The organism is Edwardsiella tarda ATCC 15947 = NBRC 105688, from assembly GCF_003113495.2.
GTDB lineage: Bacteria > Pseudomonadota > Gammaproteobacteria > Enterobacterales > Enterobacteriaceae > Edwardsiella > Edwardsiella tarda.
In genome coordinates this window covers 2,898,543-2,925,322 of record NZ_CP084506.1, presented here as the reverse complement: position 1 = coordinate 2,925,322, position 26,780 = coordinate 2,898,543, and the positions used below count along the sequence as shown (strand labels likewise).

Annotated in this window: 20 protein-coding genes and 1 riboswitch; of the genes, 3 read left to right on the top strand and 17 right to left on the bottom strand. The window is 59.9% G+C overall.

Going from position 1 to position 26,780, the window contains the following annotated elements; all coding sequences use genetic code 11:
* Positions 1-127: 127 nt before the first annotated feature.
* Positions 128-610: a type 3 dihydrofolate reductase gene (gene folA / locus DCL27_RS13560; RefSeq protein WP_005282524.1), complete on the top strand. Its 483-nt coding sequence runs from the start codon at positions 128-130 to the stop codon at positions 608-610.
* 59 nt (positions 611-669) lie between these two features.
* Here the strand turns inward: folA and apaH are convergent, their stop codons facing one another.
* From apaH to lptD, 6 genes are all read right to left on the bottom strand, one after another.
* Entirely contained in the window at positions 670-1,509 is an 840-nt protein-coding gene (gene apaH / locus DCL27_RS13555; protein WP_005282527.1) for a bis(5'-nucleosyl)-tetraphosphatase (symmetrical) ApaH, read from the bottom strand.
* A gap of 3 nt (positions 1,510-1,512) precedes the next feature.
* Positions 1,513-1,890, bottom strand: a complete 378-nt coding sequence (gene apaG, locus DCL27_RS13550) for a Co2+/Mg2+ efflux protein ApaG (RefSeq protein WP_005282530.1) — start codon at positions 1,888-1,890, stop codon at positions 1,513-1,515.
* A gap of 24 nt (positions 1,891-1,914) precedes the next feature.
* Positions 1,915-2,730 carry a 16S rRNA (adenine(1518)-N(6)/adenine(1519)-N(6))-dimethyltransferase RsmA gene (gene rsmA, locus DCL27_RS13545; RefSeq protein ID WP_005282534.1) on the bottom strand — a complete coding sequence of 272 codons (816 nt, stop codon included), beginning with the start codon at positions 2,728-2,730 and terminating at the stop codon, positions 1,915-1,917.
* Complete coding sequence (pdxA, locus tag DCL27_RS13540; protein ID WP_005282537.1) at positions 2,723-3,715, bottom strand: 4-hydroxythreonine-4-phosphate dehydrogenase PdxA; 993 nt, start codon at positions 3,713-3,715, stop codon at positions 2,723-2,725. The genes rsmA and pdxA overlap by 8 nt, the downstream gene beginning before the upstream one ends.
* 4 nt (positions 3,716-3,719) lie before the next feature.
* A complete protein-coding gene (gene surA / locus DCL27_RS13535; protein ID WP_035598652.1) occupies positions 3,720-5,024 on the bottom strand; it encodes a peptidylprolyl isomerase SurA in 1,305 nt (434 codons plus the stop codon).
* A 120-nt stretch (positions 5,025-5,144) separates the two neighbouring features.
* Positions 5,145-7,532 carry an LPS assembly protein LptD gene (lptD, locus tag DCL27_RS13530; protein WP_005282543.1) on the bottom strand — a complete coding sequence of 796 codons (2,388 nt, stop codon included), beginning with the start codon at positions 7,530-7,532 and terminating at the stop codon, positions 5,145-5,147.
* Positions 7,533-7,692: 160 nt separating this feature from the next.
* Between lptD and djlA the strand changes: the two genes are divergently transcribed.
* Positions 7,693-8,532, top strand: coding sequence for a co-chaperone DjlA (gene djlA / locus DCL27_RS13525; RefSeq protein WP_005282547.1), 840 nt, complete (start codon positions 7,693-7,695; stop codon positions 8,530-8,532).
* A gap of 79 nt (positions 8,533-8,611) precedes the next feature.
* On the opposite strand, the gene rluA is transcribed toward djlA, so the two are convergent.
* The 7 genes from rluA to sgrR all read right to left on the bottom strand — a co-directional run bounded on the left by rluA (position 8,612) and on the right by sgrR (position 20,078).
* A complete protein-coding gene (gene rluA / locus DCL27_RS13520) occupies positions 8,612-9,319 on the bottom strand; it encodes a bifunctional tRNA pseudouridine(32) synthase/23S rRNA pseudouridine(746) synthase RluA (RefSeq protein WP_005282549.1) in 708 nt (235 codons plus the stop codon).
* Positions 9,319-12,225: an RNA polymerase-associated protein RapA gene (gene rapA / locus DCL27_RS13515; RefSeq protein WP_035598649.1), complete on the bottom strand. Its 2,907-nt coding sequence runs from the start codon at positions 12,223-12,225 to the stop codon at positions 9,319-9,321. Before rapA ends, rluA begins: the two co-directional genes overlap by 1 nt.
* Before the next feature lie 264 nt (positions 12,226-12,489).
* Positions 12,490-14,841: a DNA polymerase II gene (locus tag DCL27_RS13510; RefSeq protein ID WP_035598645.1), complete on the bottom strand. Its 2,352-nt coding sequence runs from the start codon at positions 14,839-14,841 to the stop codon at positions 12,490-12,492.
* Between the two features lie 95 nt (positions 14,842-14,936).
* Entirely contained in the window at positions 14,937-15,641 is a 705-nt protein-coding gene (gene thiQ / locus DCL27_RS13505) for a thiamine ABC transporter ATP-binding protein ThiQ (RefSeq protein ID WP_109691485.1), read from the bottom strand.
* Positions 15,638-17,245: a thiamine/thiamine pyrophosphate ABC transporter permease ThiP gene (gene thiP / locus DCL27_RS13500; protein WP_047060421.1), complete on the bottom strand. Its 1,608-nt coding sequence runs from the start codon at positions 17,243-17,245 to the stop codon at positions 15,638-15,640. Before thiP ends, thiQ begins: the two co-directional genes overlap by 4 nt.
* Entirely contained in the window at positions 17,221-18,216 is a 996-nt protein-coding gene (gene thiB / locus DCL27_RS13495) for a thiamine ABC transporter substrate binding subunit (protein ID WP_035598224.1), read from the bottom strand. Before thiB ends, thiP begins: the two co-directional genes overlap by 25 nt.
* Positions 18,217-18,256: 40 nt before the next feature.
* A riboswitch (TPP riboswitch) is annotated at positions 18,257-18,356 on the bottom strand.
* A 42-nt stretch (positions 18,357-18,398) separates the two neighbouring features.
* Positions 18,399-20,078, bottom strand: coding sequence for an HTH-type transcriptional regulator SgrR (sgrR, locus tag DCL27_RS13490; protein ID WP_035598223.1), 1,680 nt, complete (start codon positions 20,076-20,078; stop codon positions 18,399-18,401).
* 355 nt (positions 20,079-20,433) lie between these two features.
* Between sgrR and DCL27_RS13485 the strand changes: the two genes are divergently transcribed.
* Positions 20,434-21,906 carry a DASS family sodium-coupled anion symporter gene (locus DCL27_RS13485; protein ID WP_035598230.1) on the top strand — a complete coding sequence of 491 codons (1,473 nt, stop codon included), beginning with the start codon at positions 20,434-20,436 and terminating at the stop codon, positions 21,904-21,906.
* A 73-nt stretch (positions 21,907-21,979) separates the two neighbouring features.
* On the opposite strand, the gene leuD is transcribed toward DCL27_RS13485, so the two are convergent.
* Genes leuD through leuA form a run of 4 tightly spaced genes read right to left on the bottom strand, consistent with a single transcriptional unit; the run spans position 21,980 to position 26,673 of the window.
* Entirely contained in the window at positions 21,980-22,582 is a 603-nt protein-coding gene (gene leuD / locus DCL27_RS13480) for a 3-isopropylmalate dehydratase small subunit (RefSeq protein ID WP_005282576.1), read from the bottom strand.
* A complete protein-coding gene (leuC, locus tag DCL27_RS13475; RefSeq protein ID WP_005282592.1) occupies positions 22,575-23,990 on the bottom strand; it encodes a 3-isopropylmalate dehydratase large subunit in 1,416 nt (471 codons plus the stop codon). Before leuC ends, leuD begins: the two co-directional genes overlap by 8 nt.
* A 2-nt stretch (positions 23,991-23,992) precedes the next feature.
* Positions 23,993-25,084, bottom strand: coding sequence for a 3-isopropylmalate dehydrogenase (gene leuB / locus DCL27_RS13470; RefSeq protein WP_005282595.1), 1,092 nt, complete (start codon positions 25,082-25,084; stop codon positions 23,993-23,995).
* 2 nt (positions 25,085-25,086) lie between these two features.
* Positions 25,087-26,673 (bottom strand): 2-isopropylmalate synthase, encoded by a 1,587-nt coding sequence (leuA, locus tag DCL27_RS13465; RefSeq protein WP_035598220.1) that lies wholly within the window; start codon positions 26,671-26,673, stop codon positions 25,087-25,089.
* Between the last annotated feature and the right edge of the window lie 107 nt (positions 26,674-26,780).

Sequence of the window (26,780 nt, the reverse complement as noted above, 5' to 3'; positions counted from 1 at the left end):
ACGGCGTGATGCACCCTGGCAAGATTTTAGCGGAGCCGTGAAGAAAATCCCTCGCCTGGACTATCGACGCTGCTGTGCCCTTTCCGTATAGTGTGCGCACTTTTTCTCCCAGACAGGATAGACAAGCATGATTATCAGCCTGATCGCCGCGCTGAGCGCGGATCGCGTGATTGGCATGGAAAACGCGATGCCATGGCATTTACCCGCCGATCTCGCCTGGTTTAAGCGCAATACGCTGGCGAAACCGGTAGTGATGGGGCGCAAGACCTATGAGTCTATCGGCCGCCCGCTACCGGGACGGCATAATATCGTGCTGAGCCATCAGGTGGGGCAGGATGATCGGGTGACGTGGGTGAGTACGCCGCAGGCAGCCTTGGCGGCAGCGGCGGGCGCTGATGAGGTGATGATTATCGGCGGCGGTACGATCTACCGCCACTTTTTACCGCTGGCCTCTCGCCTCTATCTGACCCATGTGGATGCCGATGTCGCCGGGGATACTTACTTCCCCGACTATGCCTCCGATGAGTGGCAGACTCGCTTCAGCGAGTTCCACGATGCCGATGAGGATAACTCTCACCCTTACTGTTTCGAGATCCTCGAACGCGGCTAATGGGGCGCGATGCCCCGGCATGATCCGCCCCCGGTGAGAGAGCGGCGCGCCTGTGGCGCTTACGCTTCCTTACCATGACGCGCGGCGCGCTGTGAGGGAACATGGAAATAACGGCCATCCTCCCAACGCAGCGCGGTCAGCGTGCCTCCCCAGCAACATCCGGTATCCAAGGCATAGACCTGCGCGGGCGTCCCGCGACCTTCCAGTGAGGCCCAGTGGCCGAAGGCGATGCGGTAACCCGCCGCCAATACCGGGCTATCTAAATCGAACCAGGGACGTAGCGGCGCGGGCGCTTCACCGGGGGCATCCTTACAGATCATATCCAGTTCGCCGCCAGGGAAACAGTAGCGCATGCGGGTGAAGGCGTTGGTGCTGAAACGCAGGCGAGCCAACCCGCTGAGCGATTCGCTCCAATTATTCGGCATGTCGCCGTACATGGCATTCAGGAAATAGGGGTAACTGTCGCTAGCCAGTACCGCCTCCACTTCACGCGCGCAGCGCTGGGCGGTCGCCAGATCCCATTGCGGGCTGATGCCAGCATGGGCCATCGCCAAGCCTAACTCATCATCGACCTGCAACACCGGTTGGCGGCGCAGCCAGTTGATCAGGCTGTCGGCGTCGTCGGCGGCCAACAGTGAGGTGAGCTTATCCTTGGGTTTGTTGCGGCTGATACCCGCATAGACCGCTAGCAGGTGTAGATCGTGATTACCCAGCACTAGGCGCACGCGGTCGCCGAGGGATTTGACATAGCGCAGCACCGCCAGTGAGTCGGGGCCTCGGGCCACCAGATCGCCGGTCAGCCACAGGGTATCACGGGCGGGGTCGAAATCCGCCAGAGACAACAGGTCGCGCAGTTCCTGGTAGCAGCCATGAACGTCGCCAATAAGCAGTGTCGACATAGATTAGTTAATCAGACTCGGGATGGCTAGACGGAATACCGGGATGGCAATACGGAAGATCTGACCGTGGTGGTCGACCATTTCGTAATGCCCCTCCATGGTTCCGCAGGGGGTTTCGATGATAGCGCCGCTGGTGTACTGAAATTCGCCACTGGGGAGGATCAGCGGCTGCTCGCCGATGACCCCTTCGCCCTGGACTTCAGTCTGACGGCCGTTACCGTTGGTTATCAACCAATAACGGCGCAGGAGCTGTACGTTAAAGCGACCCAGATTCCGCAGCGTCACCGTATAGGCGAAAACGAATCGTGCCTCTTCCGGTAGGGACTGTGACGCGGCATAGACACTCTGTACCTGGACGGTAATACGCGGGGTGTCGATCATAACGTAAGGCTCCTGTTTGCACGGTTACTGGACCGGAGGATGCTCACACAGCCAGTTAGCCAGCCGGCAATACTCTGCCACGGACAGCGTCTCCGCTCTGCGTGCAGGATCGATTCCCAGCTCGCTGAGTTGCTCGGCACTGAACAGGTGGCCCAGACTATTGCGGATGGTCTTGCGCCGTTGGTTAAAGGCCTCGGTGGTGATACGGCTCAACACACGCACATCGCTGACCGAATGGGGCAGCTCACGATGCGGAATCAGACGAACCACGGCGGAGTCCACTTTCGGTGCCGGGCGGAAGGCCGATGGTGGGACTTCCAGAACCGGAATCACCTGGCAATAGTATTGCGCCATCACGCTCAGTCGGCCATAGGTTTTGCTATCTGGCCCGGCGACTAAACGGTTAACCACCTCTTTTTGCAGCATAAAATGCATATCGCCGATAGCCGAGGCGTAGCTGAATAGATGGAACATCAGCGGCGTGGAGATGTTGTACGGCAGGTTACCGAAGACACGCAGCGGCTGGCCCGCCTCACGCGCCATCTCACCGAAGTCGACGCTCATGGCGTCCTGCTGGCGAATGGTCAGTTTGCGGCTGATAAACGGGTGGGTCGACAGACGCTCGGCCAGATCGCGGTCCAGCTCGATGACAGTCATCTTATCCATCCGATCGGCGACCGGCTCGGTCAGTGCGCCAAGACCCGGACCAATTTCGACCACCGCCTGACCCGGCTGTGGATTGATGGCAGATACGATGCTGTCGATCACGAACTGATCGGTCAGGAAGTTCTGTCCAAAACGCTTACGGGCCAAATGCCCCTGGTGAACTCTACTATTCATTGCTGTGGTTGGTCATCTCTATGGCAAGATTTAATGCGGTAATGAAACTACCGGGTTGAGCCTGGCCGCTGGCGGCGAGATCCAGCGCGGTGCCGTGATCCACCGATGTGCGGATAAACGGCAAGCCCAGCGTGATGTTGACGGCGTGGCCGAAGCCTTGGAACTTGAGCACCGGCAAACCTTGATCGTGATACATCGCCAATACGGCGTCGGCATGATCCAGATATTTGGGTTGAAACAGCGTGTCGGCGGGGAGGGGCCCGATGAGATCCAGGCCACGGGTACGCAGCTGTTCGAGGGTGGGGATGATCACATCCAGCTCTTCTCGCCCCATATGCCCGCCTTCGCCGGCATGGGGATTGAGCCCACACACGTAGATACGCGGTTGCTGAATGCCGAACTTGCTGCGCAGATCACCATCAAGAATGGTGATCACCTCGCTCAGCGTCTGCGGGGTGATGGCGGCGGGCACCGCCTGCAACGGCAGATGGGTGGTCGCCAACGCGACCCGTAAGCGATCGCTGGCCAGCATCATGACCACGCGCGCACAACCGCTACGCTCGGCGAAAAACTCGGTATGCCCGGTGAAGGGGACGCCGGCATCGTTGATGATCCCTTTATGTACCGGCCCCGTGACCAGGGCAGAGAACTCCCCGTTTAGGCAACCATCACAGGCGCGTGCCAGCGTCGCGACCACATACTGGCCATTAGCGACATTGAGCATACCGGGGACGACATCCCCCTCCAACGGCACGGGCAGTACCGTCAGCGATCCGGGTTGCTGTGCCTGGGCAGGGAGACGGGGATCGTAGTCGCGTAGCGTTAAGGGCGCGCCGAGGAGACGCGCTCGCGCCAGCAATAACACCGGATCGGCGCATACCACCAACTCGACCGGCCAGGCGTGCTGCGCCAGCAGGACGATCAGATCCGGGCCGATCCCGGCGGGCTCGCCGGGGGTGATGACGATACGACGAATCGGTGTCATGAGGTTACTGCGCTCCGTTGGCGTTATTGCCGAGGATCTTCACATAGGCGGCGGCGCGTTGTTCTTGCAGCCAAGTCTGTGCCTCTTCGGCGAACTTACGGTTGAATAGGATGCGATAGGCGCGTTCTTTCTGTGCCTCGTCGGTCCGGTCGACCTGACGCGTACCTAACAGTTGGATCAGATGCCAGCCGAAGTTGGAGTGCACCGGTTGGCTGATCTCCCCCTTGTTCAGTTTCATCAGCGCGTCGCGGAAGGCGGGGTCATACATCGACGGTACCGCCCAGCCGAGATCGCCGCCTTTCTGGGCGCTGCCGGGATCGTCTGAATACTGCTTAGCCGCCTGCTCGAAGGTGATCTGACCGGACTTGATCTGCGCCGCCAGCGCCTCTAGCTTGGCGCGTGCCTGCGCGTCACTCATTACCGGCGAGGTACGCAGCAGGATATGGCGGGCATGAACTTCGGTAACGGCGACATTGGCCTGATCGCCACGCAGATCGTTGACACGCAGGATATGGAAGCCGACGCCGGAGCGGATCGGCCCGACGATGTCGCCCTTCTTGGCGCTTTGTAGCGCTTCGGCAAACAGGGTCGGCAGTTCTTGCAGACGACCCCAGCCCATTTCGCCGCCCTTCAGCGCCTGCGGATCGGCGGAGTAGGTGGCCGCCAGCTTGGCGAAGTCAGCGCCGTGGCGCAGTTGCTGTACCAGTGACTCAGCTTGTTGCTGAGCCTCACTGACCTGCTGTTGGGTCGGGTTCTCTGGCAGCGGGATCAGGATGTGGCTCAGGTTGACGGCGGTCTCACCGCTATTCTGGCTGCTGATCTGCTTAGCTAAGGCATCGACCTCTTGCGGCAGGATGGTGACGCGGCGGCGCACTTCGTTGTTGCGTACTTCGCTAATCAGCATCTCTTTACGGATCTGGGCACGGTAGGACTTGTAGTCGAGACCATCGGCGGCCAGACGGCTACGCAGCTGCTGTGGCGTCAGGTGGTTCTGCGCGGCGATGCCGTTGATAGCGTTGTCCAGCTCGCTATCGGAGACTTCCAGTCCCATACGCTTGGCCATCTGTAGCTGAATGTTGTCCATGATCAGGCGCTCGAGGATCTGATGGCGCAGCGTCGCATTGTCCGGTAATTGTTGGCCGGCCTGCTGCGCATTGAGCTTCACCGATTTCATCATGCCGTCGACGTCGCTTTCCAAAACGACGCCATTGTCTACGATAGCCACGACTTTATCGACGACTTGGGGGGCCGCAAAGGCGGTATTAGCGCACAGCACCACGCCGAGGATCAGCGTTCTCCAGTTCTTCATAACTATCCTATAGTAGTAATCCGCCTCTGGCGGGTTTCAAGTTTACCTTACTGCCAGTCCTGCATGGCTAACGGTATTATCTGCATTTTTCTACCGTTAGACCACGCGCGGCGCCAAATGTTAGAAGGCGCGTTGATACGGGAGGATGCCCGTACGCAGCATCTCTTCCGAACCGAGGCTATAGTTCTGGTTCATGCCTCGTAGGGAGAAGCGGAGCGAGAATCGATTATCATATTTGCTGCTCTGGGTCTCTTTATCCCAGCTGTTGATCTTGCGCTCATAGGTTACACCCAGCGACCAACAACAGGTGTTGTACTGCACTCCGGCAATGGCATCGGCGGACTGTTTCGCCTTGGTGTCGTAGTAGTAACCGGCAACCATGGCCCAACGTTCTGCTAAGGGCAGGCTGCCGATGATCCCAGCCTGGCTGATCCCTTGGTTATAGATGGCGTTGTTAGCATAACGCGGCAGCATGGAGGTGATGTACTCCGGGCTGGTATAACGATAGCTCAGCTGCAGTACGCTTTCGGCATCCTTACGGTACTCCATCACCGCGTTACCCAGCGCCACGCTGTTCAGACGGGTATCGTACTGTAGCCCGCCGCGCAGACCCCAATTATCGGTCAGCTTGAGGTAACTGTCGCCAGCCCACACCAGGCTACCGGTGTTCTCGTGGCGATCGATGTTGGTGGTCTCATCGCCGGTACGTGCCGGTGAGAAGTAGTAGATCTGACCGATAGAGGCGTTGAAGCGCTCGTTCTGCTGCTCGTCGTACAGGCGGGTGGTTAAGCCTGTCGTGACCTGATTGGCCGAGGCGATGCGATCCAGGCCGCTGTAGCTGCGATCGCGGAACAGGCCGGTATAATCGGTTTGCAGCAGCGTGGAGTCGTAAGCGTAGATATCGCTCTGATCCCGGTACGGAATATACAGGTACTGAACACGCGGCTCCAGCGTCTGGGTATAGTCCTTGAGCAGGGTCGTATCACGCTCAAACACCATCTTACCGTCGACCTTAAACTCTGGCATTACTCGGTTGACCGAGTCTTTCAGTAGCGGGAAATTGTTCTGCTTCGGCACATCCTGTTGGTAATGGGTCGCCAGCAGTTTGACTTCCGTGTTGATACTGGCCCAACGATTGGCGAGCGGGAGCGACAGCGTCGGCTCGAGATGGTAGCGATCCGCCTCTGGCATGTTGGGATTTTCGTTGGTGAATTTGACCGCCTGGCCATACAGGGTGAAGTCGAACGGCCCGAGATCATTCTTATAGTAGTTCACGTCTAACTGCGGCTGGGTACGGTAGGCGTTGATATCCCCCGCATTGGCGAACACCTGGAACTGGGTCGTCGACAGCGTGGCGTTCCAGTTGGTTTCCGCATAGCCCAAGGTAAATTTCTGGGTGGCGTAACCGCTGGTACTGGAGCCATAGGCCGAGTTGAGATCGGTAAAGTAGTAGGGGTCACTGACCTTGGTGTAGTCGACGCCGAAACGCCAGTGGTTGAGTACGCCGCTGTGGCGCCAGTAGAACAGCCAGCGATCACGATTCGGCAGATCGGCCAACGCCTGACCGGTGATACCCTGTTCTTTGCGGTCCTGTTGGAACTGACGATCGTTACCTAACCAGTCGAACTCGACCAGGCCCATACCAAATTCGCTCAGGTAGCGAAACTCGTTTTGCAACTGTAGTCCGCGTTTCTCCATATAATGCGGCGTGATGGTGGCGTCCGCCTGCGGAGCGATGTTCCAGTACCAGGGGAGGGAGAACTCCAGCCCATCACTGTTGGAGTAGTTAACATTAGGGATCAGGAAACCTGATCGGCGCGTACTGCCGGTCGGAAACTGGAGATAGGGGCTATAGAATATTGGCACGGGGCCCACTTTAAAGCGGGCGTTCCAGATTTCAGCCACCTGCTCTTGGCGATCCTGGATGATCTCGGAACCGGCGATGCTCCAGCTGTTGTCGCCAGGTAGACAGGAGGTAAAGGTACCGTTTTCCAGGATGGTGTAACGGTTAGCCCCACGCGTCTTCATCAGATCGGCATCGCCACGGCCCTGGCGTCCGACGAACTGGTAATCGCCTCGCCAGACATTGGTATCTTTATTATTCAGGTTAGACCAGGCGCTCGGACCTTGGAGGCGGATCTGATTATCTGCGTAATTGACATTACCGGTCGCGGTGACGGTACGCAGCGGATCGGGTTGCCCACTGATGGTTTTCTGATCCAACTGCACCCGATCGGCGGTCAGGGTGCTGTTACCCTGTTTTATGTCGACGTTACCCTGGAACAGGGCGTTATTCGGGTAGTTGGCCTCGCTCTTATCGGCGGTGATATGCACCGGCAAATCGTTGACATCGCCTGAAACCAGCGGCTTGTCATACGTGGGTACGCCGACCAGGCACTGTTCGGCGAGAGAAGCCAGCGCATGCTGACTGTAGAGCGCTGACCAGACGAGGGTGGCTATCAGCGTGGGTATACTTTTTTTCATACGCGGTGTCAGAAATTCCGTCATCAGGGGCGTCTTGCCGCAATCGGTCAGAGACTATCGTACCCGCCAGCGTGGCGCTAGTGCTAAATTGGGGCACAGCGATGCCGCTGCCATTAGGCGTCCGAATAAATGACAGGTATGATAAAGCAAATTATGTCCCACGACATGATGAATTGAGGACGATATGCGCTATTGGGGTAAATTAGTAGGGGTGCTGCTGGGCCTGATGTCCGGGATCGGTTTCTGGGGCGTGGTGTTGGGCTTTCTGGTCGGCCATATGTTCGATAAGTCGCGCGAGATCAAACGGCGTGGCTATTTTGCCAATCAGCAGCAGCGCCAGGAGCTGTTTTTCCGCACCACTTTCCAGGTGATGGGGCACCTAACCAAATCGAAAGGACGGGTGACGGAGGCGGATATTCAGGTAGCGTCCATGTTTATGGATCGCCTGAATCTACATGGCGAGGCCCGCATGATGGCGCAGCAGGCTTTTCGCGAGGGCAAGGAGCCGGGCTATCCGCTACGCGAGCGTCTGCGCGAGTTGCGTAGCGTCTGCTTCGGCCGTATCGACCTGATTCGTATCTTTTTGGAGATCCAGTTGCAGGCGGCGTTTGCCGACGGTCAACTGCACCCGAATGAGCGGGCGGTGCTGTATGTGATCGCCGAGGAGCTCGGCTTCTCACGTGCCCAGTTCGATCAATTCCTGGGCATGATGGAGGGGGGGCGTCAATTCGGCGGTGGCTACCATCAATCGGGGGGGCAGCAAGGCTATTACCAGCAGCAGGGGGGCTTCTATGCGCCGCCGCAGGGGCCGACGCTGGAGGATGCCTGCAAGGTGCTGGGCGTAGCGCCGAGTGCCGATGCGACGACGATTAAGCGGGCCTATCGCAAGCTGATGAGCGAGCATCATCCCGATAAGCTGGTGGCGAAGGGATTGCCGCCGGAGATGATGGAGCTGGCTAAGCAGAAGGCGCAGGAGATCCAGGCGGCCTATGATCTGATCAAGAAAGAGAAGGGATTTAAGTAACGGCGCAAGTGAGCGTTGTTGCTTGCCAGTGATAATGGCCCGCCTTAGCGGGCCATTTTTTTATCGTATGTCGCCGTGCTTAGAAGTCCGCCTCGCAGCGGAAATGCATCGGGGTGCCGAAGGCGGGATGGACGATGCGCAGCTCTTGAGCATGTAGCAGCAGACGAGGCGCTAACGCCAATGCCTGCGGCGGGGCGTAGAAGCCATCACCAAGGATCGGATGGCCGATCGCCAGCAGATGAACACGTAGCTGGTGTGAACGGCCGGTAATTGGCGTCAGTAGGAGACGCGCGGTTCCGTCGTCGTCACGTGCCAGTACCCGATATGCGGTTTGCGCCGGTTTACCCTGTTCGAAACAGACCTTCTGCTTGGGGCGGTTTGGCCAGTCGCAGATCAGCGGCAGATCGATGAGCCCCTCATCCTGCGTGGGGTGGCCCCAGACGCGGGCAACATAGTTCTTCTGCGGCTCGCGCTCGCGGAACTGGCGTTTCAGCTCGCGCTCCGCCTCCTTGGTCAACGCCACGACCAGTACGCCACTGGTGGCCATATCCAGGCGATGTACCGACTCGGCGCAGGGGAATTGCGCCTGAATACGGGTCATGATGCTGTCTTGGTGCGCAGGCAGGCGGCCAGGTACGGACAACAATCCACTGGGCTTATTCACCACCATGATGTGCGCATCCTGGTACAGCACGTGTAGCCAGGGTTCACGCGGTGGATCATAGTGCTCCAGCGCGGGGGTGGCGCTGGGCGGCAGCGAGCCGCCCGCGGGCGTATGGCGGCCCATTACTGATGCGACACCACGATGAGGCGTAAGGCGTCGAGGCGCCAGCTCGCCTGATCCAACGTCTCCAGCACCTTACGTCGGGTGAACTCGAGGGTTTCCAGCTCATCGTCGCGGATGTTGGGGTTGACCGCCTTCAGCGATTCCAGTCGGCTCAACTCGGCGCTCAGCGCCTCGTCAGCTTCGCGCTTGGCCTCGGCGATCAGCTGTTGGGCCTGTTCGCCGATCAGCGTCTCACCTACCTGCAACATGGCATGTACGTTAGGCTGTACCGCGTTGACCAGCTTGCTGGCGGTATGGCGATTGACGGCATTCAGCTGGCGGTTGAAGCTTTCAAACTCCACCTGGGCCGCCAGGTTATTGCCCTTGGCATCGAGCAACATGCGCACCGGGGTCGGCGGCAGGAAACGGGTCAGTTGCAGCTGCTTCGGCGCCTGGGCCTCGACCACATACACCGCCTCTAATAACAGCGTACCGACCGGTAGTGCCTTGTTCTTCAACAAGGAGACGGCGCTGGAGCCGGTGTCACCGGAGAGGATCAGATCCAGCCCATTGCGCATCAGCGGGTGCTCCCAACTGAGGAATTGGGCATCCTCGCGCGATAGCGCCTGCTCACGGTCGAAGGTCACGGTACAGCCATCCTGCGGCAGGCCAGGGAAGTCCGGCACCAGCATATGGTCGGAGGGGGTCAGAACAATCAGGTTATCGCTGCGGTCTTCCTGATTGATACCGACGATGTCGAACAGGTTAAGGGCGAAGTTAACCAGGTTGACATCGTTGTCCTGTGCGGCGATGGCCTCGGCCAGCGCTTGCGCCGCCTCGCCCCCGTTGGAGTGCATCTCCAATAGGCGGTCACGTCCCTGTTCCAGCTGCGCCTTGAGCGCGTCGTGCTCGGCACGACAACTTTTCAGGAAGTCGTCGAACCCCTCCAACTGAGCCGGTTTAGCCAGATAGCCTATCAGCGTGTCGTAGTAACGATCGTAGATGGTACGGCCGGTGGGGCAGGTATGCTCGAAGGCATCCAGGCCTTGGTGATACCAACGGGTTAAGACCGACTGGGCGGTGTTCTCCAGGCAAGGGACGTAGATTTGGATATCTCGTGCCTGGCCGATACGATCCAGACGGCCGATACGTTGCTCCAGGAGATCCGGGTTAAAGGGCAGGTCGAACATCACCAATTGATTGGCGAATTGGAAGTTACGCCCCTCGGAGCCGATCTCCGAGCAGAGTAGCACCTGGGCGCCCTCCTCCAGGGAGGCGAAATAGGCGGCGGCGCGGTCGCGCTCGATCAGCGACATCCCCTCGTGGAAGACGGCGGCGCGAATGCCTTCACGCTCACGCAGCAACTGCTCCAGATGTACGGCCGTGGCCGCCTGGGCACAGATCACCAGGACCTTCTCATCACGCTGGGCCAGCAGGAAGTCGAGCAGCCATTCGGCGCGCGGATCGAAGTTCCACCAGGTGGCGTTTTCGCCCTCAAACTCTTGGTAGATACGCTCTGGGTAGAGCATGTCGTTAGCCTGGGCTTCGGGGCTCTTCTTGCTGCCCATGATGCCTGAGACCTTGATCGCCGTCTGATACTGTGCCGGCAGCGGCAGGGTGATCTGGTGTAGGGTGCGCTGGGGGAAGCCTTTGACGCCCTGACGGGTGTTACGGAACAGCACGCGGCTCGTGCCGTGACGATCCATCAACATGCGTACCAGCTCGCTGCGTGCCTGTTGGCTGCCTGCACCGCCCGCGTTGGCCGCCTTCAGCAAGGGTTCGATGTCTTGTTCGGCCACCATCTCGCTCAGCATGTTCAGCGCTTCCGGCTGGAGATGGCCGTCGTCGAGCAGTAGCGTGACGGCGTCCGCTACCGGGCGATAGCGTTGCTGTTCAGCGATAAATTGGGCGTAGTCGTGGAAGCGATTGGCATCCAGTAGACGCAGGCGAGCGAAGTGGCTCTCCTGACCCAGTTGTTCGGGGGTGGCGGTTAACAGGAGTACCCCGGGGATCTGTTCGGCCAACTGCTCGATCACCTGATATTCGCGGCTGGGCGCCTGTTCACTCCAGGCCAGGTGGTGCGCTTCGTCGACGACCAGCAGATCCCAGCCGGCGTCGGCCAGTTGCTCCAGTCGCTGCTTACTACGGCGCACGAAATCCAGGGAGCAGATCACCAACTGTTCGGTCTCGAACGGATTGCTGCTGTCTTGGGCGGCTTCGGCGTAGCGTTCGTCGTCGAACAGCGCCACGCGCAGGTTAAAGCGGCGCAGCATCTCAACCAACCATTGATGTTGCAGGCTCTCCGGTACCACGATCAGCACGCGTTCGGCACGGCCATTCAGCAGCTGTTGGTGGATAATCATGCCGGCTTCGATGGTTTTCCCCAGGCCGACCTCGTCCGCTAACAGGACGCGAGGCGCATGACGCTGACCGACGTCGCGAGCAATATGTAACTGGTGTGGGATCAGGCTGGCGCGCATGCCACGCAGGCCACTGGTCGGCAGGCGGAACTGCTCGCTCTGATATTTACGTGCCCGATAGCGTAGGGCGAAACGATCCATGCGATCGATCTGGCCAGCGAACAGGCGATCCTGGGGTTTGCTGAAGGTCAGGCGGCTGTCGAGTAACACCTCGCGTACCGCCACCGGGGTTTCATCGTTATCGCAGCGCTTGCCGATGTAGGTCAACAGGCCGTCTTGCTCCTGTACCTCTTCGATGCACAGCTGCCAGCCTTCGTGGGTAGTGATGGTGTCACCGGGGTTGAACATCACGCGGGTGATGGGGGAGTCATTGCGGGCATACAGACGGTTTTCGCCGGTCGCGGGAAACAGTAGCGTGACCATGCGCGCATCCAGTGCGACCACAGTACCCAATCCCAACTCGCTTTCCGTATCGCTGATCCAGCGTTGACCTAAAGTAAAAGGCATAGATTATCGACTCAACTCTTCGTTCTTGGTTTACATGATGATCGGGTGGCTATCTCAATGGACGCGTTGGTCGCCCAGGCCGATTGGGATAGGTTCCGAGACACCCGCCGTGCAGCGAGCGCCTGCATAATTTAGGTATAAACCAACCGCATCACGGCCTAGCGGCAGTGAAGTCGGCGTTGTCGTGGGGAAAGGGCGTTATGGTAATGGATGGCGCCGCATTCGTCACCCCCTGAGTGGGAAGAATCTTATCATTCCGTCACCTTAGAACAGGCCCAGTTGACCGGTTAACAGGGTGTCGAAGTCGGTGCCGAGAAAGGGCAGGATGGCGTCGGCCACCGGTTGGAGCTGACGCTCCAAGTAGTGTTGATAGTCGATCGGCGCGTCGACGCACTCCAAGGGTTGGGGGCCGTTACGGGTGATGACGTAGCTGATCCAGCCGCCCTGTTGATACTGCAATGGCCGTCCGAGGCGACGGTTGTAGTCGTCGGCTAATCGGGCGGCACGGACGTGAGGGGGCACATGACGTTGATAGTCGGCCAGCGGACGACGCAGTCGCTTGCGGTAGACCAGTTGATCATCCAGTTCACCGGCAAGCAGGCGAGCGCTGTAGGTGCGAATGAGATCGCGGTAAGGGTGTTCGAGGAAGACGCGTCGGTAGAGCGCCTGCTGAAACTGTTGGGCCAATGGCGTCCAGTCGCTGCGTACCGTCTCGAGCCCCTTGAACACCAGGTGTTCACCGCACAGTCCGGCGTAGCGTTTCTTGCTACCGAGGTCGGCGCCACGCAGGGTAGGCATCAGAAAGCGGCGGTAGTGGCACTCGTACTCCAGCTCTAGCGCGCTCTCCAGACCATATTCTTGCTGTAAATGAGCCTGCCACCAGGCGTTGACCTGGGCACAGAGTTGGCGGCCGATGGCCTCGGCTTGGGCCTCGTCATGCGCTCGTCCTAGCCAGACGAAGGTCGAGTCGGTGTCACCATAGATCACCGTATAGCCTTGCGCTTCGATCAGGCGGCGTGTCTGATGCATGATCTCGTGGCCACGCAGGGTAATGGAGGAGGCGAGGCGGGGGTCGAAGAACCGGCAGGCATCGGTTCCTAAGACGCCGTAGAAGGCATTCATCAGGATCTTCAGCGCCTGGGCTAGCGGTGCGTTACCCTGCCGCTTGGCGGCGTCGCGCCCGAGCCAGAGCTGGCGGACGATATCCGGCAGGGCATGTTGGGTACGGGAGAAACGGGCGCCGAGAAAGCCGGGTACGCTGTGCTCCTCTCCCGCGTCCTGCTGGGCGGTGATCAAGCCGACGGGATCGATCAGAAAGGAGCGAATGATCGCCGGATACAGACTCTTGTAATCCAACACTAATACCGAATCATAGAGCCCTGGACGCGATGCCATGACAAAGCCGCCGGGGCTGGCCTGAGGCGCGATATCACCCGTTGAGGGCGCGACAAACCCCAGGCGGTGCATGCGTGGCAGATAGAGATGGTAGAAGGCGGCGACAGAGCCGCCGTGGCGATCGGCGGGGAGGCCGGTGACGCTGGCCCGTTCCAGCAGAAAGGGCAGCAGAGCGGTATGGGCGAAGATGCGCGTCACCAGCTCGCAATCCTTGAGGTTGTAGTGCGCCAGCGCCGGCTTATCTTGGCGGAAGCGGCGCTCGATCTCGGCTAAGCGCTGATAGGGGTCATCCAGCGCCTTCCCCTCGCCGAGTAGGGTTTGCGCGACGTTATCTAGGCTGTAGGAGGGGAAGTGCCAGAAGGCGCTCTTCAGCGCCTCGATGCCGTCGATGATCAGGCGACCGGGAGCCGAGGCGAAGAAGTGTCCCGTCTTGAAACCGTGTTCACGCCACGTGAGCGGCGTGCCGTCACGTCCCAGCGAGAGCGGGATGCCATAGCGTTCGGCGTGGCGTTGTAGGATACGGAGATCGAACTGCACCAGATTCCAACCGATGATCGCGTCGGGATCGTGCTCGGCCAGCCAACGGTTGAGCGCCTCGATCAGGGCGGGACGGCTGGCGACATAGGTTAGGGTGAAATCGAGCGTCGTCGCATCGCCGTTGGGCGGCCCCAGCATATAGACGATACGCTGGCCGCAGCCATGCAGACCGATCGAGTAGAGCTCTCCCTGTGGGCTGGTCTCGATATCCAACGACACACAGCGGAGCGTCGGCCGGTAGTCGGGGTGGGGTTTGAGGCGGACAAGGTTCTCACCGTGCGTCGTATTCGCCTGCGGGCTGAACCACAACGGAGCATGGATGAAGCGCTCCATCAGATAACGATCGGCGGGACGAATATCGGCTTCTAACAGGTGGATCCCCTGTTCTTCCAGGTTACGTGCGATCTGTTGAAGCTGACGGTAGCTCTGGCAATAGAGAGCCAGCACCGGTTGATGATGGAAGTCGTGCAACGCGACGGGGCGCAACGTGCAATGGGGGAGTCCGCGCAGCACCGGCGCAGCCTGCTCTTGCTGTGCCGCAGGTAGAAAGGCTACCGCCGGTTGTGGCGCGAGGGTCACGCGGCGTGGCCCATCCGCTGTCGCCAGCCAGAGGGTGATGCTGACGCCTTGCGGCGTATCGCGCCAATGACGGGTAAGGATAAAACCAGGTTGGGCGCTGTTCACACGGCGGACTCCTCGGAGCGGCGGCATTGCCGCCGAGATAGGTTAATTCTGCCGGGGTGTCAGCGGGCTGTCCAATGGCGATGGCACCAATCGTGTTAGGCGGATGCCGAGCAGCCGAGCAAGCTGGCCGCAGGAACACTCCCCGCCAGTAACGCGGCGGTAGTGCCATCGTAGGCGATATGACCTTCATCGACGATCAGCGCGCGTGGGGCGATACGCTGTGCATCGTCCAGATTGTGCGAGACCATTAATAGTGTCAGACGCTGCTGTGCACAGACCTGTTCCAGTAGGGTGAGCATCTCCGCCCGCAGAGCCGGATCGAGGGCGGAGAAGGGTTCATCCAGCAGCAGGATCGGCTGATGACGTAGCAGGCAGCGCGCCAGGGCGGCGCGCTGGCGTTGTCCGCCGGAGAGTTGTCCGGGCAGGCGCGTCAGGTAGGTGCTGATGCCGACCTGTTCGGCGATGAGGGCTAGCTGGCGCTGTTGCTCGGCGCTCAGTCGCAGGCCGGGATCCAATCCCAACCCCAGATTCTGGGCGATGGTCAGATGGGCAAACAGGTTATGGTCCTGAAACAGCATCGACACCGGGCGGCTGGCGGGGGGCGTTTGGCGGCAGTCGCGCCCATTGAGATCGAGCGCGCCGCTGTGTGGCGTCAGGAAGCCAGCGATCAGGCTCAGCAGGGTACTTTTCCCTGCCCCACTGGGCCCGAGGATGGCGATACGCTCGCCGGCGGCGGCGTGCAGTGTAAAGCGCAACGTCTGTTGTTGGTATTGGTAGGTCAGATCATCCAGGCGGATCATGGCGATGTTCTCCCTGCGGGTAGGCGTTCCAGCAGGCTAAAGAGGAGTAGACAGACCGATAACAGCAGCAGGGCGGTAACGGCGCCGTCGGCACTGCGGTAAGCACCGAGCTGTTGATACAGGTAGAAGGGTAGGGTGCGGAACTGTTCATTGCCAAACAGCGCGACGACACCAAAGTCACCCAGCGATAGGACGCAAGCGAAGGCCAGCGCTTGTGCTAACGGACGGCGTAGGGCGCGTAACTCGATCCAGCGTAGGCGGTTGAGCCCCGTGATGCGCAGTGACAGGCACAGCGTATCATAGCGCTCGGCCAGATCGCGCATCGGATACTCCAGCACCTTCATGGCATAGGGGATCGCCATCAACGCATTGGTCGCCATCACCAGTAACGCCGGGGAGTCAGGCAAGCCGATGCTGGCGTTGAGTAACAGGAAGAAACCGGTAGCCAACACGATGCCGGGCATCGCCAGGATCAGCATGCCGCATAGCTCCATACCCTGCGCCCGCCAGCGTAATCCGCGCAAGGTGAGCTCACGACTACTCCACAGCAGCATCATGGTCAGGGTCACCGCCAGCACGCCGGCGCCCAAGGCGATATACAGCGACGTCCATAGCGCTTGCCACAGCGCTGGTTGGTGCAAGACGCTAGCGAATGCCTGATTCACGCCATCGGTGATCACCGCCAGTAGCGGCGGCAGCAACAGCAACAGGGCGAGGCCGATGGTCAGTACATCCGTGAACCTCTGCCAGCCCGAGTCGCGTCCATCGCGCCAGACTAAGCGTTGACTGTGGCCGACGGGCAGGGCGCCGGATAGACGCTGGCTCAATAGGACTAACCCGAGGCAACAACTCAACTGTAACAGCGCCAACTGAGCGGCTCGCGCCGGGTCGTAGTCATAGCTTAACGCCTGATAGATGGCGAGCTCGATGGTGGTAGCCTGAGGGCCGCCGCCGAGGGAGAGAACCGTGGCGAAGCTGGAGAAGCAGAGCATGAAGATCAGCGCCCCAGCCGGGGGGAGTTGGCGGCGTAGATAGGGCCACTCGACCCAGCGTAGGATCTGCCAGGAGGACATGCCGAGTTGGGCCGCTAGCTGGCGTTGCTCGGCGGGTATGGCCTCCTGAGCCTGAAGCAGCAGGCGGGTCGCCAGCGGTAAGTTGAAGAAGACATGCGCCAACAGGATGCCCGTGAGCCCGTACGGGCTGAAGGTGTAGTCGAGGCCTAGCGCGTGACAGATCCGAGCCAACCAACCTTGGTGCCCATAGACGCTCAGTAACCCAAACACCGCCACCAACACCGGCAGCACCAACGTCATGGCGCACAGCCGTAGCAACAGGGTGCGGCCGGGGAAGCGGCGGCGAAACAAGGCGCGGGAAAGCGCAATGGCCGGTAGCAGCGACAGTAGCATCGAGAGCGCGGCCTGCCAGAAGCTGAAGCGCACCACATGCCACAGATAGGCATCGTGCCACAGCGAGCGGGCATGGCTGGCCGGTGCGCTGTGCCATAAGGCGCCGAAGGCCAACAGCGCCACCGCTAATAGCAGCGTGGCGGCCACCATCCCTGGCCATAGCCAGGCGGCGATCAGCGGCTTAGGGCGTTTTGCCATGCGCGGATCCACTCGGCTCGGTGTTGGGCAACCTCAGCGGGCGTAAAGCTGAGCGCTGTCTGCGGCTTGGGCAAGTCCGCGAAGGCGGGGGGCAGCGGTACCGCCGTCACCGGGTACATCCAGTTGCCCGTTGGAATGGCTTCCTGGAAGGCCTGCGTGGTGATGAACTGCATAAATTGATGCGCTAGCGCCGGTTGGGCGCTATGTTTCAGCATGCCAGCCACTTCGACCTGGAGATAGTTCCCCTCGGCGAATGGCGCGGCCGCGTAGCGATCGGTGTGCTCCTCAATGATGTGGTAGGCCGGCGAGGTGGTATAGCTCAGCACCATATCCGCCTCTCCCTTCAGGAATAGGCCGTAGGCCTCGCTCCAGCCTTTGGTGACGGTGACGGTCTTCTGCGCTAGCTTCTGCCAGGCGGCGGGGGCCTGATCGCCATACACCTTCTGCATCCATAGCAGTAGGCCCAATCCCGGGGTACTGGTACGAGGATCCTGATAGATGACGCGCCACTTCTCTGGCCCTTCGACCAGTTGTTTCAGGCTGGTGGGCGGGGTCTTCACCTTCTGGCGATCGTAGACGAAGGCAAAGTAGCCGTAGTCGTAGGGGACGAAGGTCGTATCGTGCCAGCCGCCCGGTACCGTCAGTGCTCGGGTATCGACCTGGCTGGGGACGAACAGTCCACTTTGTTGAGCGGAGGTTAACAGGTTGTTATCTAAGCCGAGCACCACATCCGCCGGGCTTTTCTTCCCCTCCATGCGCAGGCGATTGAGGATGGCGACCCCATCCGCCAGTGGCACCAGTTTCAGCTCGCATTGGCAGGATTGTTCGAAGGCTTGCTTGATCTTTGGCCCAGGCCCCCAATCGGCAGCGAATGAGTCGTAGGTATAGACGGTGAGGACGGGTTTATCGGCGGCGTGCGCCAGCAATGGCGCGGCTAATAGGGCCAACAGTGGCCAGATTTTGTTTAACACTTTGCACTCCCTTAATGGTGGTGGCAAAGGTCTTTGAGCAGCAGCAGGCTCTCTCAAATCCCTCCGCCGGTATTAACCGGATCAGGTTCGACGGGTATGCTCTCAGCCCGCATCGATAGCGGGCACCCCGTTGAGACAGGCGCTTATTGTAAAGAGCAGGTGCGGGTTTAGAAAGCCGTTTGTTAATCCTCGGGAGACGGGGGATGCTCCGGCGGGGCGAACCAGGCAGATTTAAAGTCGAACCAGCCTAAGGTATTCATGCGTACGCCGCGCATGCTGTGCTGGCCGTGCAATTTGAGCCAGTGGTGGAATAGGGGGTGAAGCAGATGGCGTTGGATTAATTGTTGGCTCCACTCGGCCATCGCGAGACGTTGCTCCCGCCAACGGCGGGCCTCTTGGGCCAGATCCAGCCCGCTACAGTGGGCGAGCAGCGGCATCTCGTACAGCATGGCGAAGATGGAGAACTCTAGCGGTAGGTAGAAGTTGGCGCTGCCCAGCCACAGATCGCTACAGGCCTCACCCTGGTGCCAGCGCTCATAATCGATTTCCTGCATTTCCAGCGTGACGCCATGGGCGCCCAGCAGCGGTTGTAGTGCCTGATAGATGGCGTGAAACTCGGAGTGATCGCGATAGACGGTGACGCGCAGATGCGTCAGTTGTGGCGGCTTGGGGGCGATAGCGAGCATCTTGTTGTGGTGCCAGCGTGGCAACAGGCCGTAGGCGGGGGACCAATAGCGCTGATGCAGAGGGCTGGCGTTATTGAGCAAGGCGATGGGACTGATGGTCTGGCACAGCCAGGCGCGTACCGCGGGATCGCGTAGCTGCGCGCTGCGCTGGTCGAACAGCATAAAGTAGCAGCCCTCCTCCAGGCGGCTCTCTAACTCGTCACCGCCACCGCCTTCGGCCTGGAGTTGTACCCCGGCATGTACCAATTCCTCGGAGATCTCAGGCAATACCCAGATGTTGACTTCATCGATCAATGCTCGGTAGCCGAAATAGGCGTCGAAGGCGCGGATCTTTAACTGATACGGCGTGTTACGAACTACCTGATAGGGGCCCGTACCACTCGGCAGGCGGGCGAAGTCCGCCATCTGCTGCCACTCCTGTGGCAGGATCATCGCGGGCACGCTGCCGAGTAACCAGGGTAACCAGGCGTCCGCCTCGTGCAGATGGATATCGATCACGTGGGGCGTAGGCGTGTCGATGCGGGCAATGTGGCGAAACAACGGGAGTGGGCGTAGGCGTTCCAAGGAGGCGATGACATCTGCCATGGTGAGCTCTCGCCCGTGATGAAAATGAATCGCCGGGCGTAGGTAGAAGCGCCAGTGACATGGGGTGAGTGCCTGCCAATGGTGGGCCAGATCGGATTCGAGTTCCCCATTTTCCTCATTTATACGCGTCAGGCCGCTGAAGATCTGGCGCGCCAGATGGGTCTCCGAACGGCGTAGCGGCGAGGCGGGTAACAGCCCGAGGAGAGGACGATAGTAGAGGATACGTAGGATATGGCGCCCCTGGCGAAAACTGCGTCCCAGTTGAGCCAGCAGCATCTGGCGCGCACTGTCACGGTCGCCGACCAACTGCACTAATTGCTCGAAGTGGTCCTGTTCCATCAACTCCTCGGCACGCAGTTGCTGCATCTCTAGGGCACTACGTTGGAAGCTAAGATGGGACTGTTTACCGCGACCACTGGCGGCCTGCCAGTGTAACCAACCCTGTTGTTGCATCGTATTGAGCAGGGTACGGACATGGCGACGCGAGCAATTAAGCGCCTCAGCCAGCTGTGCCAGGGTGGTGTGACAACTCTGCCCCTGACAGTGTTGCCACAGACGAATGAATTGGTGTTGCAGCCGGGGTGTCGACATAAATGAGGATCTCTTCGCTAAAAGTCATCCATTTTTCTTTCCTCATATTACGCAGATAATGGCAACAGATGAAAGAGGGTATCTCTCCGACATCGAAGAGTGTTTCTGAGTAAAGGTGCTTTTCACCGGCCGGCGATCGTTGATCGTCGGCATTTTTCTGTTCGGGGCGAGCGGTTGGCAGATAAAAATGTGCCGTACTTCATATGCCCTTCTCCTGCCTGCGCTTTTTTCATCGTCGCCATCGTGAACGCTGCTATGCTAACGCGACACTCGCCCGATAGCTGGATAGGTTGCGGCCGGGCGTGTCCATCGAATCGACAATAAAAAAGTATAAGGATGGCATCGCATGGAAAAAATGGAGCGACTCACGCCGTTAAAACCGTTACCTGCATTGATCGCGTTAGTTATCGGCTTGACGATCTGGTTTATTATTCCCGCCCCCACAGGGGTGAGCCCAAATGCCTGGCAGCTGTTGGCCCTCTTCGTCGGCACCATCGCCGCCATTATCGGTAAGGCGTTGCCCATCGGCGCCGTTTCGGTAGTGGCCATCGCCTTAGTGGCGCTGACCGGGGTCACCAATCCCGGCAAGCCTGCGGCGGCGTTGAATGATGCGCTGAGCGGTTTTTCCAATTCGTTGATCTGGCTTATCGGTATTTCGATCATGGTGTCACAGAGCCTGAACAAGACCGGGTTGGGCGAGCGCATCGGTTATTGGTTCATCGCGCTGTGTGGCAAGCGGACACTCGGCATCGCCTATGGTCTGGCATTGGCGGAGACGTCGTTGGCGCCGGTGACCCCGAGTAATACCGCTCGTGGCGGCGGCATTATTCATCCTATCATGCGTTCCATCGCCGACAGCTTTGACTCGCATCCACGCCCTGGATCGACAGAGAAGATCGGCCGTTATCTCTCTTTGGTTAACTACAACATTAACCCGATCACCTCGGCGATGTTTATCACTGCTACGGCACCCAATCCATTGATTGTCAATCTCATCGCTAAAGGAACGGGCCATGAGTTTGAGTTATCGTGGGGCGCCTGGGCATTGGCAGCATTACTGCCTGCGCTGCTATCGCTGCTGCTGATGCCGCTGGTGGTCTACTGGCTCTATCCACCGCAGATCCGTCATACCCCCGATGCGCCGGGCTTCGCACGAGAACGTCTCCGGGCGTTGGGGCCGATCTCCTTGGCGGAGAAGATCACCCTGGCAGTATTTATCCTGTTGTTGGTGCTCTGGGCCGATATTCCCGCTTGGCTGTTAGGTGCAGGCTGGTCGGTCAACGCCACCACCGCCGCTTTCATTGGCCTGGCTATTCTGCTGTGTAGCGGGGTGCTCAGCTGGGATGACTTGTTGAAGTGTAAAGGTGCCTGGGACACGGTGGTGTGGTTTGCCGCGTTGGTGATGATGGCGACGTTCCTCGGCAAACTCGGCTTGATAGCCTGGCTTTCGCAGAGTGTCAGCCTGTTGATCGATGGCCTGGGGATGCATTGGGTCGGCGCGATGGTGTTGTTGACCTTGGTCTATGTGTACGCGCACTACTTCTTTGCGAGTACCACGGCGCACATTACCGCCATGTTTGCCGCCTTCTTCGCCGCCGGTTTAGCGTTGGGGGTACCGCCGGCACTGTTCGCCTTGGTCCTGGCGTTCTCTTCATCGTTGATGATGTCGCTGACGCATTACGCTACCGGTACCGCACCGATCATCTTTGGATCTGGCTATGTCACGCTAGGCGAATGGTGGAAGACCGGTTTCATTCTCAGCGTGGTGAACCTGACGCTGTGGCTGAGCGTCGGTAGCCTATGGTGGCATTGGCTGGGCTACTGGTAATCGAGCTGGCTATCGAGGGGGGTGCTGAACGCGGTATGAGCACGGCGGGTCGGGTTTCCGGCCCGCCGTGTGCTTAACGCAAGAAGGTGGGACGGCGTGCCTCATAGGCGGCGATGTCCGCCTCATGTTGCAAGGTCAGGCCGATGCTGTCCAACCCACGCATCAGGCAATGGCGCCGGAACGGATCGAGATGGAAGGGATAGCGTTGTTCTCCTGCCTGCAGTGTCTGCTGTTCTAGGTCGACGCTGAAGGCGATGCCCGGCGCGGCGTTGACCAGGGCGAACAGCGTGTCGATTTGCGCCTCGCTGAGGGTAATCGGGAGCAGTTGGCTGTTTAAGGCGTTGCTATAGAAGATGTCGGCAAAACTGGGGGCGATGATCACCCGAAAGCCGTAGTCACTCAGCGCCCAGGGGGCGTGTTCGCGTGAGGAGCCACAGCCAAAGTTTTCTCGTGTTAGCAAGATGCTGCCTTGGCGGTAGGCGGCCTGGTTAAGGACGAAGTCGGGATGCGGGCGTTCGCCTGCGTCGTCGAGGAAGCGCCAGTCATGGAACAGATGGCGGCCAAATCCGCTACGCGTCACCTTCTGCAGAAACTGCTTGGGAATGATGGCATCGGTATCGACATTGGCGGCATCCAGGGGCACCACGATGCCGGTGTGGCGAATGAATTCAGTCATGGTTCCCCTCCTGGAACTGGCGGATATCGGCGAAGTGGCCACAGATGGCGGCGGCGGCGGCCATGGCTGGGCTGACCAAGTGGGTGCGCCCACCACGGCCTTGACGCCCCTCGAAATTACGATTGCTGGTTGAGGCGCAGCGCTCTCCCGCGCCTAAGCGGTCGTTGTTCATAGCCAGGCACATGGAACAGCCCGGCAGGCGCCATTCGAAACCCGCCTCGGTAAAGATCACGTCTAGCCCTTCCGCCTCGGCCTGCGCCTTGACCGGGCCGGAGCCAGGAACCACCATGGCCTGCACGCCAGGCGCGACACGGCGCCCGCGGGCGATGGCGGCGGCCGCGCGCAGATCCTCGATGCGTGAGTTGGTGCAGGAACCGATGAAGACCCGATCGACGGCGATCTCGCTCATGCGCACGCCGGGTTGCAGATCCATATAGGCTAATGCCTTACAGGCCGAGGCGCGGGCGATCGGGTCGGCCAGCGTATCGGGATGGGGGATCGGCGTATCGATGGCGATTACCTGGCCGGGATTGGTGCCCCACGTTACCTGTGGGGCGATCTCACTGGCCTGCAGGGTGACGACGCGATCGTAATGTGCGTCCGGATCGGCGCGCAGCGTACGCCAGTAGTCGACCGCTTGCCGCCACTGCTCACCTTGTGGTGCGAACGGCTTATCACGCAGGTAGGCGTAGGTCGTCTCGTCCGGGGCGACTAGCCCAGCCTTGGCACCCAGCTCGATCGCCATATTGCACAGCGTCATGCGCCCCTCCATCGATAGCGCCTCCACTGCCGGGCCACAGAATTCCACCACATAACCGGTGCCGCCGGCGTGACCGATGTGGCCGATCACCGCCAGCACCAGATCTTTGGCGCTGATCCCGACGGCACATTCGCCCTCGATCGCGATCTTCATGGTCCGCGCTCGCCCCTGCTTGAGGGTCTGAGTGGCTAAGACATGCTCTACCTCGGAGGTCCCGATGCCGAACGCCAGCGCGCCGAAGGCGCCGTGGGTGGCGGTATGGGAGTCACCGCAGACGATGGTACTGCCCGGCAGGGTCATTCCCTGTTCCGGCCCAATGACGTGGACGATCCCCTGGAGGGGATGGTGCAGATCGTACAGTTGGATGCCGAATTCGCGGCAGTTAGCGATTAGGGTCTCCATCTGAATGCGTGCCATCTCGCCGCAGGCATGGATATCTCGGCTCTGGGTGGAAACATTGTGATCCATGGTGGCGAAGGTCAGCTCGGGGCGCCGCACACGGCGTCCCTTAGCGCGCAGTCCGTCAAAGGCCTGCGGTGAGGTAACTTCATGTACCAGGTGGCGGTCGATATACAGCAACGGGGTCTCCCCCTCGGCCTGGCGCACCAGGTGAGCATCATACAGTTTTTGATACAGTGTCTGACCCATGGTTAGGCCTCCTGAATGATCAGTCGAGCGATGGCATCGCCCATCTCGTCGGTACTGGCCGCCGTCCCCTGAGGGGTCAGGTCGGCGCAGGCGATGCCTTGGCTCAATGCCTGGTTGACCGCACGCTCGATGGCCGCGGCGGCGTCGGGGGCTGCCAGGCTATGGCGCAGCAGCAACGCCAGCGACAGGATCTGGGCGATGGGATTGGCCAGGTTCTTTCCGGCGATGTCCGGCGCCGAGCCGCCTGCGGGTTCATACAGGCCGAAGCCCTGTTCATTCAGGCTGGCTGAGGGCAGCATCCCCATCGATCCGGTCAGCATGGCACACTCATCGGAGAGAATGTCGCCGAACAAGTTGCTGCACAGCAGCACGTCGAACTGGCTAGGATCTTTGATCAACTGCATGGTGGCGTTATCGATATACATATGATTCAGCGTGACCTGGGGATAATCACGCGCGATTTCGCTGACGACCTCACGCCATAACAGCGAGCTTTGTAACACATTGGCTTTATCGATGGAGGTGACCCGAGCGCGGCGTGTCGCTGCCGCCTCGAAGGCGAGACGGGCGATGCGTTCAATCTCAAAGCGATAGTAGACTTCGGTGTCAAAGGCACGCTGATGCATCCCCTGTCCTTCGCGCCCCTTCGGCTGCCCAAAATAGATCCCCCCGGTCAGCTCACGCACACATAAGATGTCAAAGCCACGCGCGGCGATATCGGCACGCAGTGGGCACAGGGCCTCGAGGCCGGGATAGAGGCGCGCCGGGCGCAGGTTGCAGAACAGCTTGAAGTGTTTTCGCAGTGGCAACAGGGCGCCGCGCTCCGGCTGTTCGCTCGGCGGCAGGTGCTCCCAACGCGGCCCGCCGACGGATCCGAATAGGATGGCATCGGCCTGTTCACAGCCGTGCAAGGTGGCCTTGGGCAGCGGAGTGCCATGACGATCGATGGCGATACCGCCGATGTCATACTCGCTGGTGGTGATACGCAGACCGAAGCGGCTGCGAATGGCATCCATGACCTTATGGGCCTGTGCCATGACTTCTGGGCCGATGCCGTCGCCGGGCAATACGGCAATATGATGGTGATGGCTCATTGTTACAAGGCTTCCTTAGTCGTCTGTGTGGCGGAGTGAGCGCTGGCATGCAGGCGTTGACGCTCCTGCTCGACCTGACGTGCGCGCCAGATATGGTTCAATACATGGATTAAGGCTTGGGCGGAGGAGTCGACGATATCGGTGGTCAGCCCGACGCCATGGAAGCGTCGACCCTGGTGCTCGGCGACGATATCCACCTGCCCCAGCGCATCGCGGCCTTGCCCCTTGGCCGATAACTGATACTTCACGATATCGACCGGAATGTCGGTGATACGGGTGATCGCCTGGTAGACGGCATCGACGGGACCGTTACCGGTTGCCGCTTCGGCACGGATCTCATCGCCGCAAGCCAGCCTTACCGAGGCGGTGGCCATCACACTGCTGCCCGATTGCACGCTGAAGTATTCCAGGCGAAAGTGATCGGCTTCCTCTTGTTGGCGGTCGATAAAGGCCAATGCCTCCAGATCGTAGTCGAAGACCTGGCCTTTTTTGTCCGCCAGGCGCAGGAAGGCTTGATACAACCGCTCCAGATCGAAGTCGTGCCCCTCGCGATAGCCCATCTCTTCCATACGATGCTTGACGGCGGCGCGTCCGGAGCGGGAGGTCAGGTTTAACTGGATCTGCGGTAATCCGATCGATTCTGGGGTCATGATCTCGTAGTTTTCGCGATTCTTCAGTACACCGTCTTGATGAATACCCGAGGAGTGAGCGAAGGCGTTGGCGCCGACCACCGCCTTATTGGCCGGAATCGGCATGTTGCACAGTTGGCTCACCAGTTGGCTGGTGCGATAGATCTCTGGGTGATGGATGGCAGTATGCACCTGCAACAGATCGGCACGGGTGCGGATCGCCATGATCACCTCCTCTAACGCACAGTTGCCCGCGCGCTCCCCGATCCCATTCAGTGTGCCCTCTACCTGGCGTGCGCCAGCCTGGATTGCGCTGATTGAGTTGGCACAAGCCATCCCCAGATCGTCGTGGCAGTGAACGGAGATCACCGCCTGATCGATGTTGGGGACGCGTTCGAACAGGGTATGGATGATGCCGCCAAACTGGTAGGGGGTGGTGTAGCCGACCGTATCGGGAATATTGATGGTCTTAGCGCCCGCCGCGATGGCGGCTTCGACGATGCGGCACAGGTTATCGATAGGGGTACGCCCGGCATCTTCGCAGGAGAATTCGACGTCATCGGTGTAGCGACGGGCCCGTTGAATCGCCTGGCGCGCCATGGCGATGGCATCGTCAAATGAGCGACGCAGTTTAGACTCCAGGTGCAGGGTCGAGGTGGCTAAGAAGGTATGGATGCGGAAGGCTTCCGCGACGCTCAGCGCCTCGGCGGCGGCGTCGATATCGGCCTCGACGCAGCGCGCCAGGGCGCATACTCGGCTGTGCTTGATCTGTTGGGCGATGGCGCGTACAGAAGCGAAGTCGCCGGGGGAGGAGATGGGAAAGCCCACCTCCATCACATCGACCCCCATGCGTTCTAACGCCAGGGCGATCTGCAGTTTCTCTTTAACACTCAGGCTGGCTTGCAAGGCTTGTTCACCGTCGCGCAGCGTGGTATCGAAAATGATTACCTGTTGGCTCATCGTTCCATTCCTCGAAATAGTTCCCTGTCGTAAAGCGCCGCGCCGTGTTTTTACTAAAAAAAAAACCCGCGCTATTGCGCGGGTTGGTAGATCGGGTGGGGGATTTA

Excerpts from the sequence above, each read along its gene's own strand:
- folA (WP_005282524.1), top strand. The coding sequence starts at position 128 with ATGATTATCAGCCTGATCGCCGCGCTGAGCGCGGATCGCGTGATTGGC.
- apaH (WP_005282527.1), bottom strand. The coding sequence starts at position 1,509 with ATGTCGACACTGCTTATTGGCGACGTTCATGGCTGCTACCAGGAACTG.
- apaG (WP_005282530.1), bottom strand. The coding sequence starts at position 1,890 with ATGATCGACACCCCGCGTATTACCGTCCAGGTACAGAGTGTCTATGCC.
- rsmA (WP_005282534.1), bottom strand. The coding sequence starts at position 2,730 with ATGAATAGTAGAGTTCACCAGGGGCATTTGGCCCGTAAGCGTTTTGGA.
- pdxA (WP_005282537.1), bottom strand. The coding sequence starts at position 3,715 with ATGACACCGATTCGTCGTATCGTCATCACCCCCGGCGAGCCCGCCGGG.
- surA (WP_035598652.1), bottom strand. The coding sequence starts at position 5,024 with ATGAAGAACTGGAGAACGCTGATCCTCGGCGTGGTGCTGTGCGCTAAT.
- lptD (WP_005282543.1), bottom strand. The coding sequence starts at position 7,532 with ATGACGGAATTTCTGACACCGCGTATGAAAAAAAGTATACCCACGCTG.
- djlA (WP_005282547.1), top strand. The coding sequence starts at position 7,693 with ATGCGCTATTGGGGTAAATTAGTAGGGGTGCTGCTGGGCCTGATGTCC.
- rluA (WP_005282549.1), bottom strand. The coding sequence starts at position 9,319 with ATGGGCCGCCATACGCCCGCGGGCGGCTCGCTGCCGCCCAGCGCCACC.
- rapA (WP_035598649.1), bottom strand. The coding sequence starts at position 12,225 with ATGCCTTTTACTTTAGGTCAACGCTGGATCAGCGATACGGAAAGCGAG.
- thiQ (WP_109691485.1), bottom strand. The coding sequence starts at position 15,641 with ATGATCCGCCTGGATGATCTGACCTACCAATACCAACAACAGACGTTG.
- thiP (WP_047060421.1), bottom strand. The coding sequence starts at position 17,245 with ATGGCAAAACGCCCTAAGCCGCTGATCGCCGCCTGGCTATGGCCAGGG.
- sgrR (WP_035598223.1), bottom strand. The coding sequence starts at position 20,078 with ATGTCGACACCCCGGCTGCAACACCAATTCATTCGTCTGTGGCAACAC.
- DCL27_RS13485 (WP_035598230.1), top strand. The coding sequence starts at position 20,434 with ATGGAGCGACTCACGCCGTTAAAACCGTTACCTGCATTGATCGCGTTA.
- leuD (WP_005282576.1), bottom strand. The coding sequence starts at position 22,582 with ATGACTGAATTCATTCGCCACACCGGCATCGTGGTGCCCCTGGATGCC.
- leuC (WP_005282592.1), bottom strand. The coding sequence starts at position 23,990 with ATGGGTCAGACACTGTATCAAAAACTGTATGATGCTCACCTGGTGCGC.
- leuB (WP_005282595.1), bottom strand. The coding sequence starts at position 25,084 with ATGAGCCATCACCATCATATTGCCGTATTGCCCGGCGACGGCATCGGC.
- leuA (WP_035598220.1), bottom strand. The coding sequence starts at position 26,673 with ATGAGCCAACAGGTAATCATTTTCGATACCACGCTGCGCGACGGTGAA.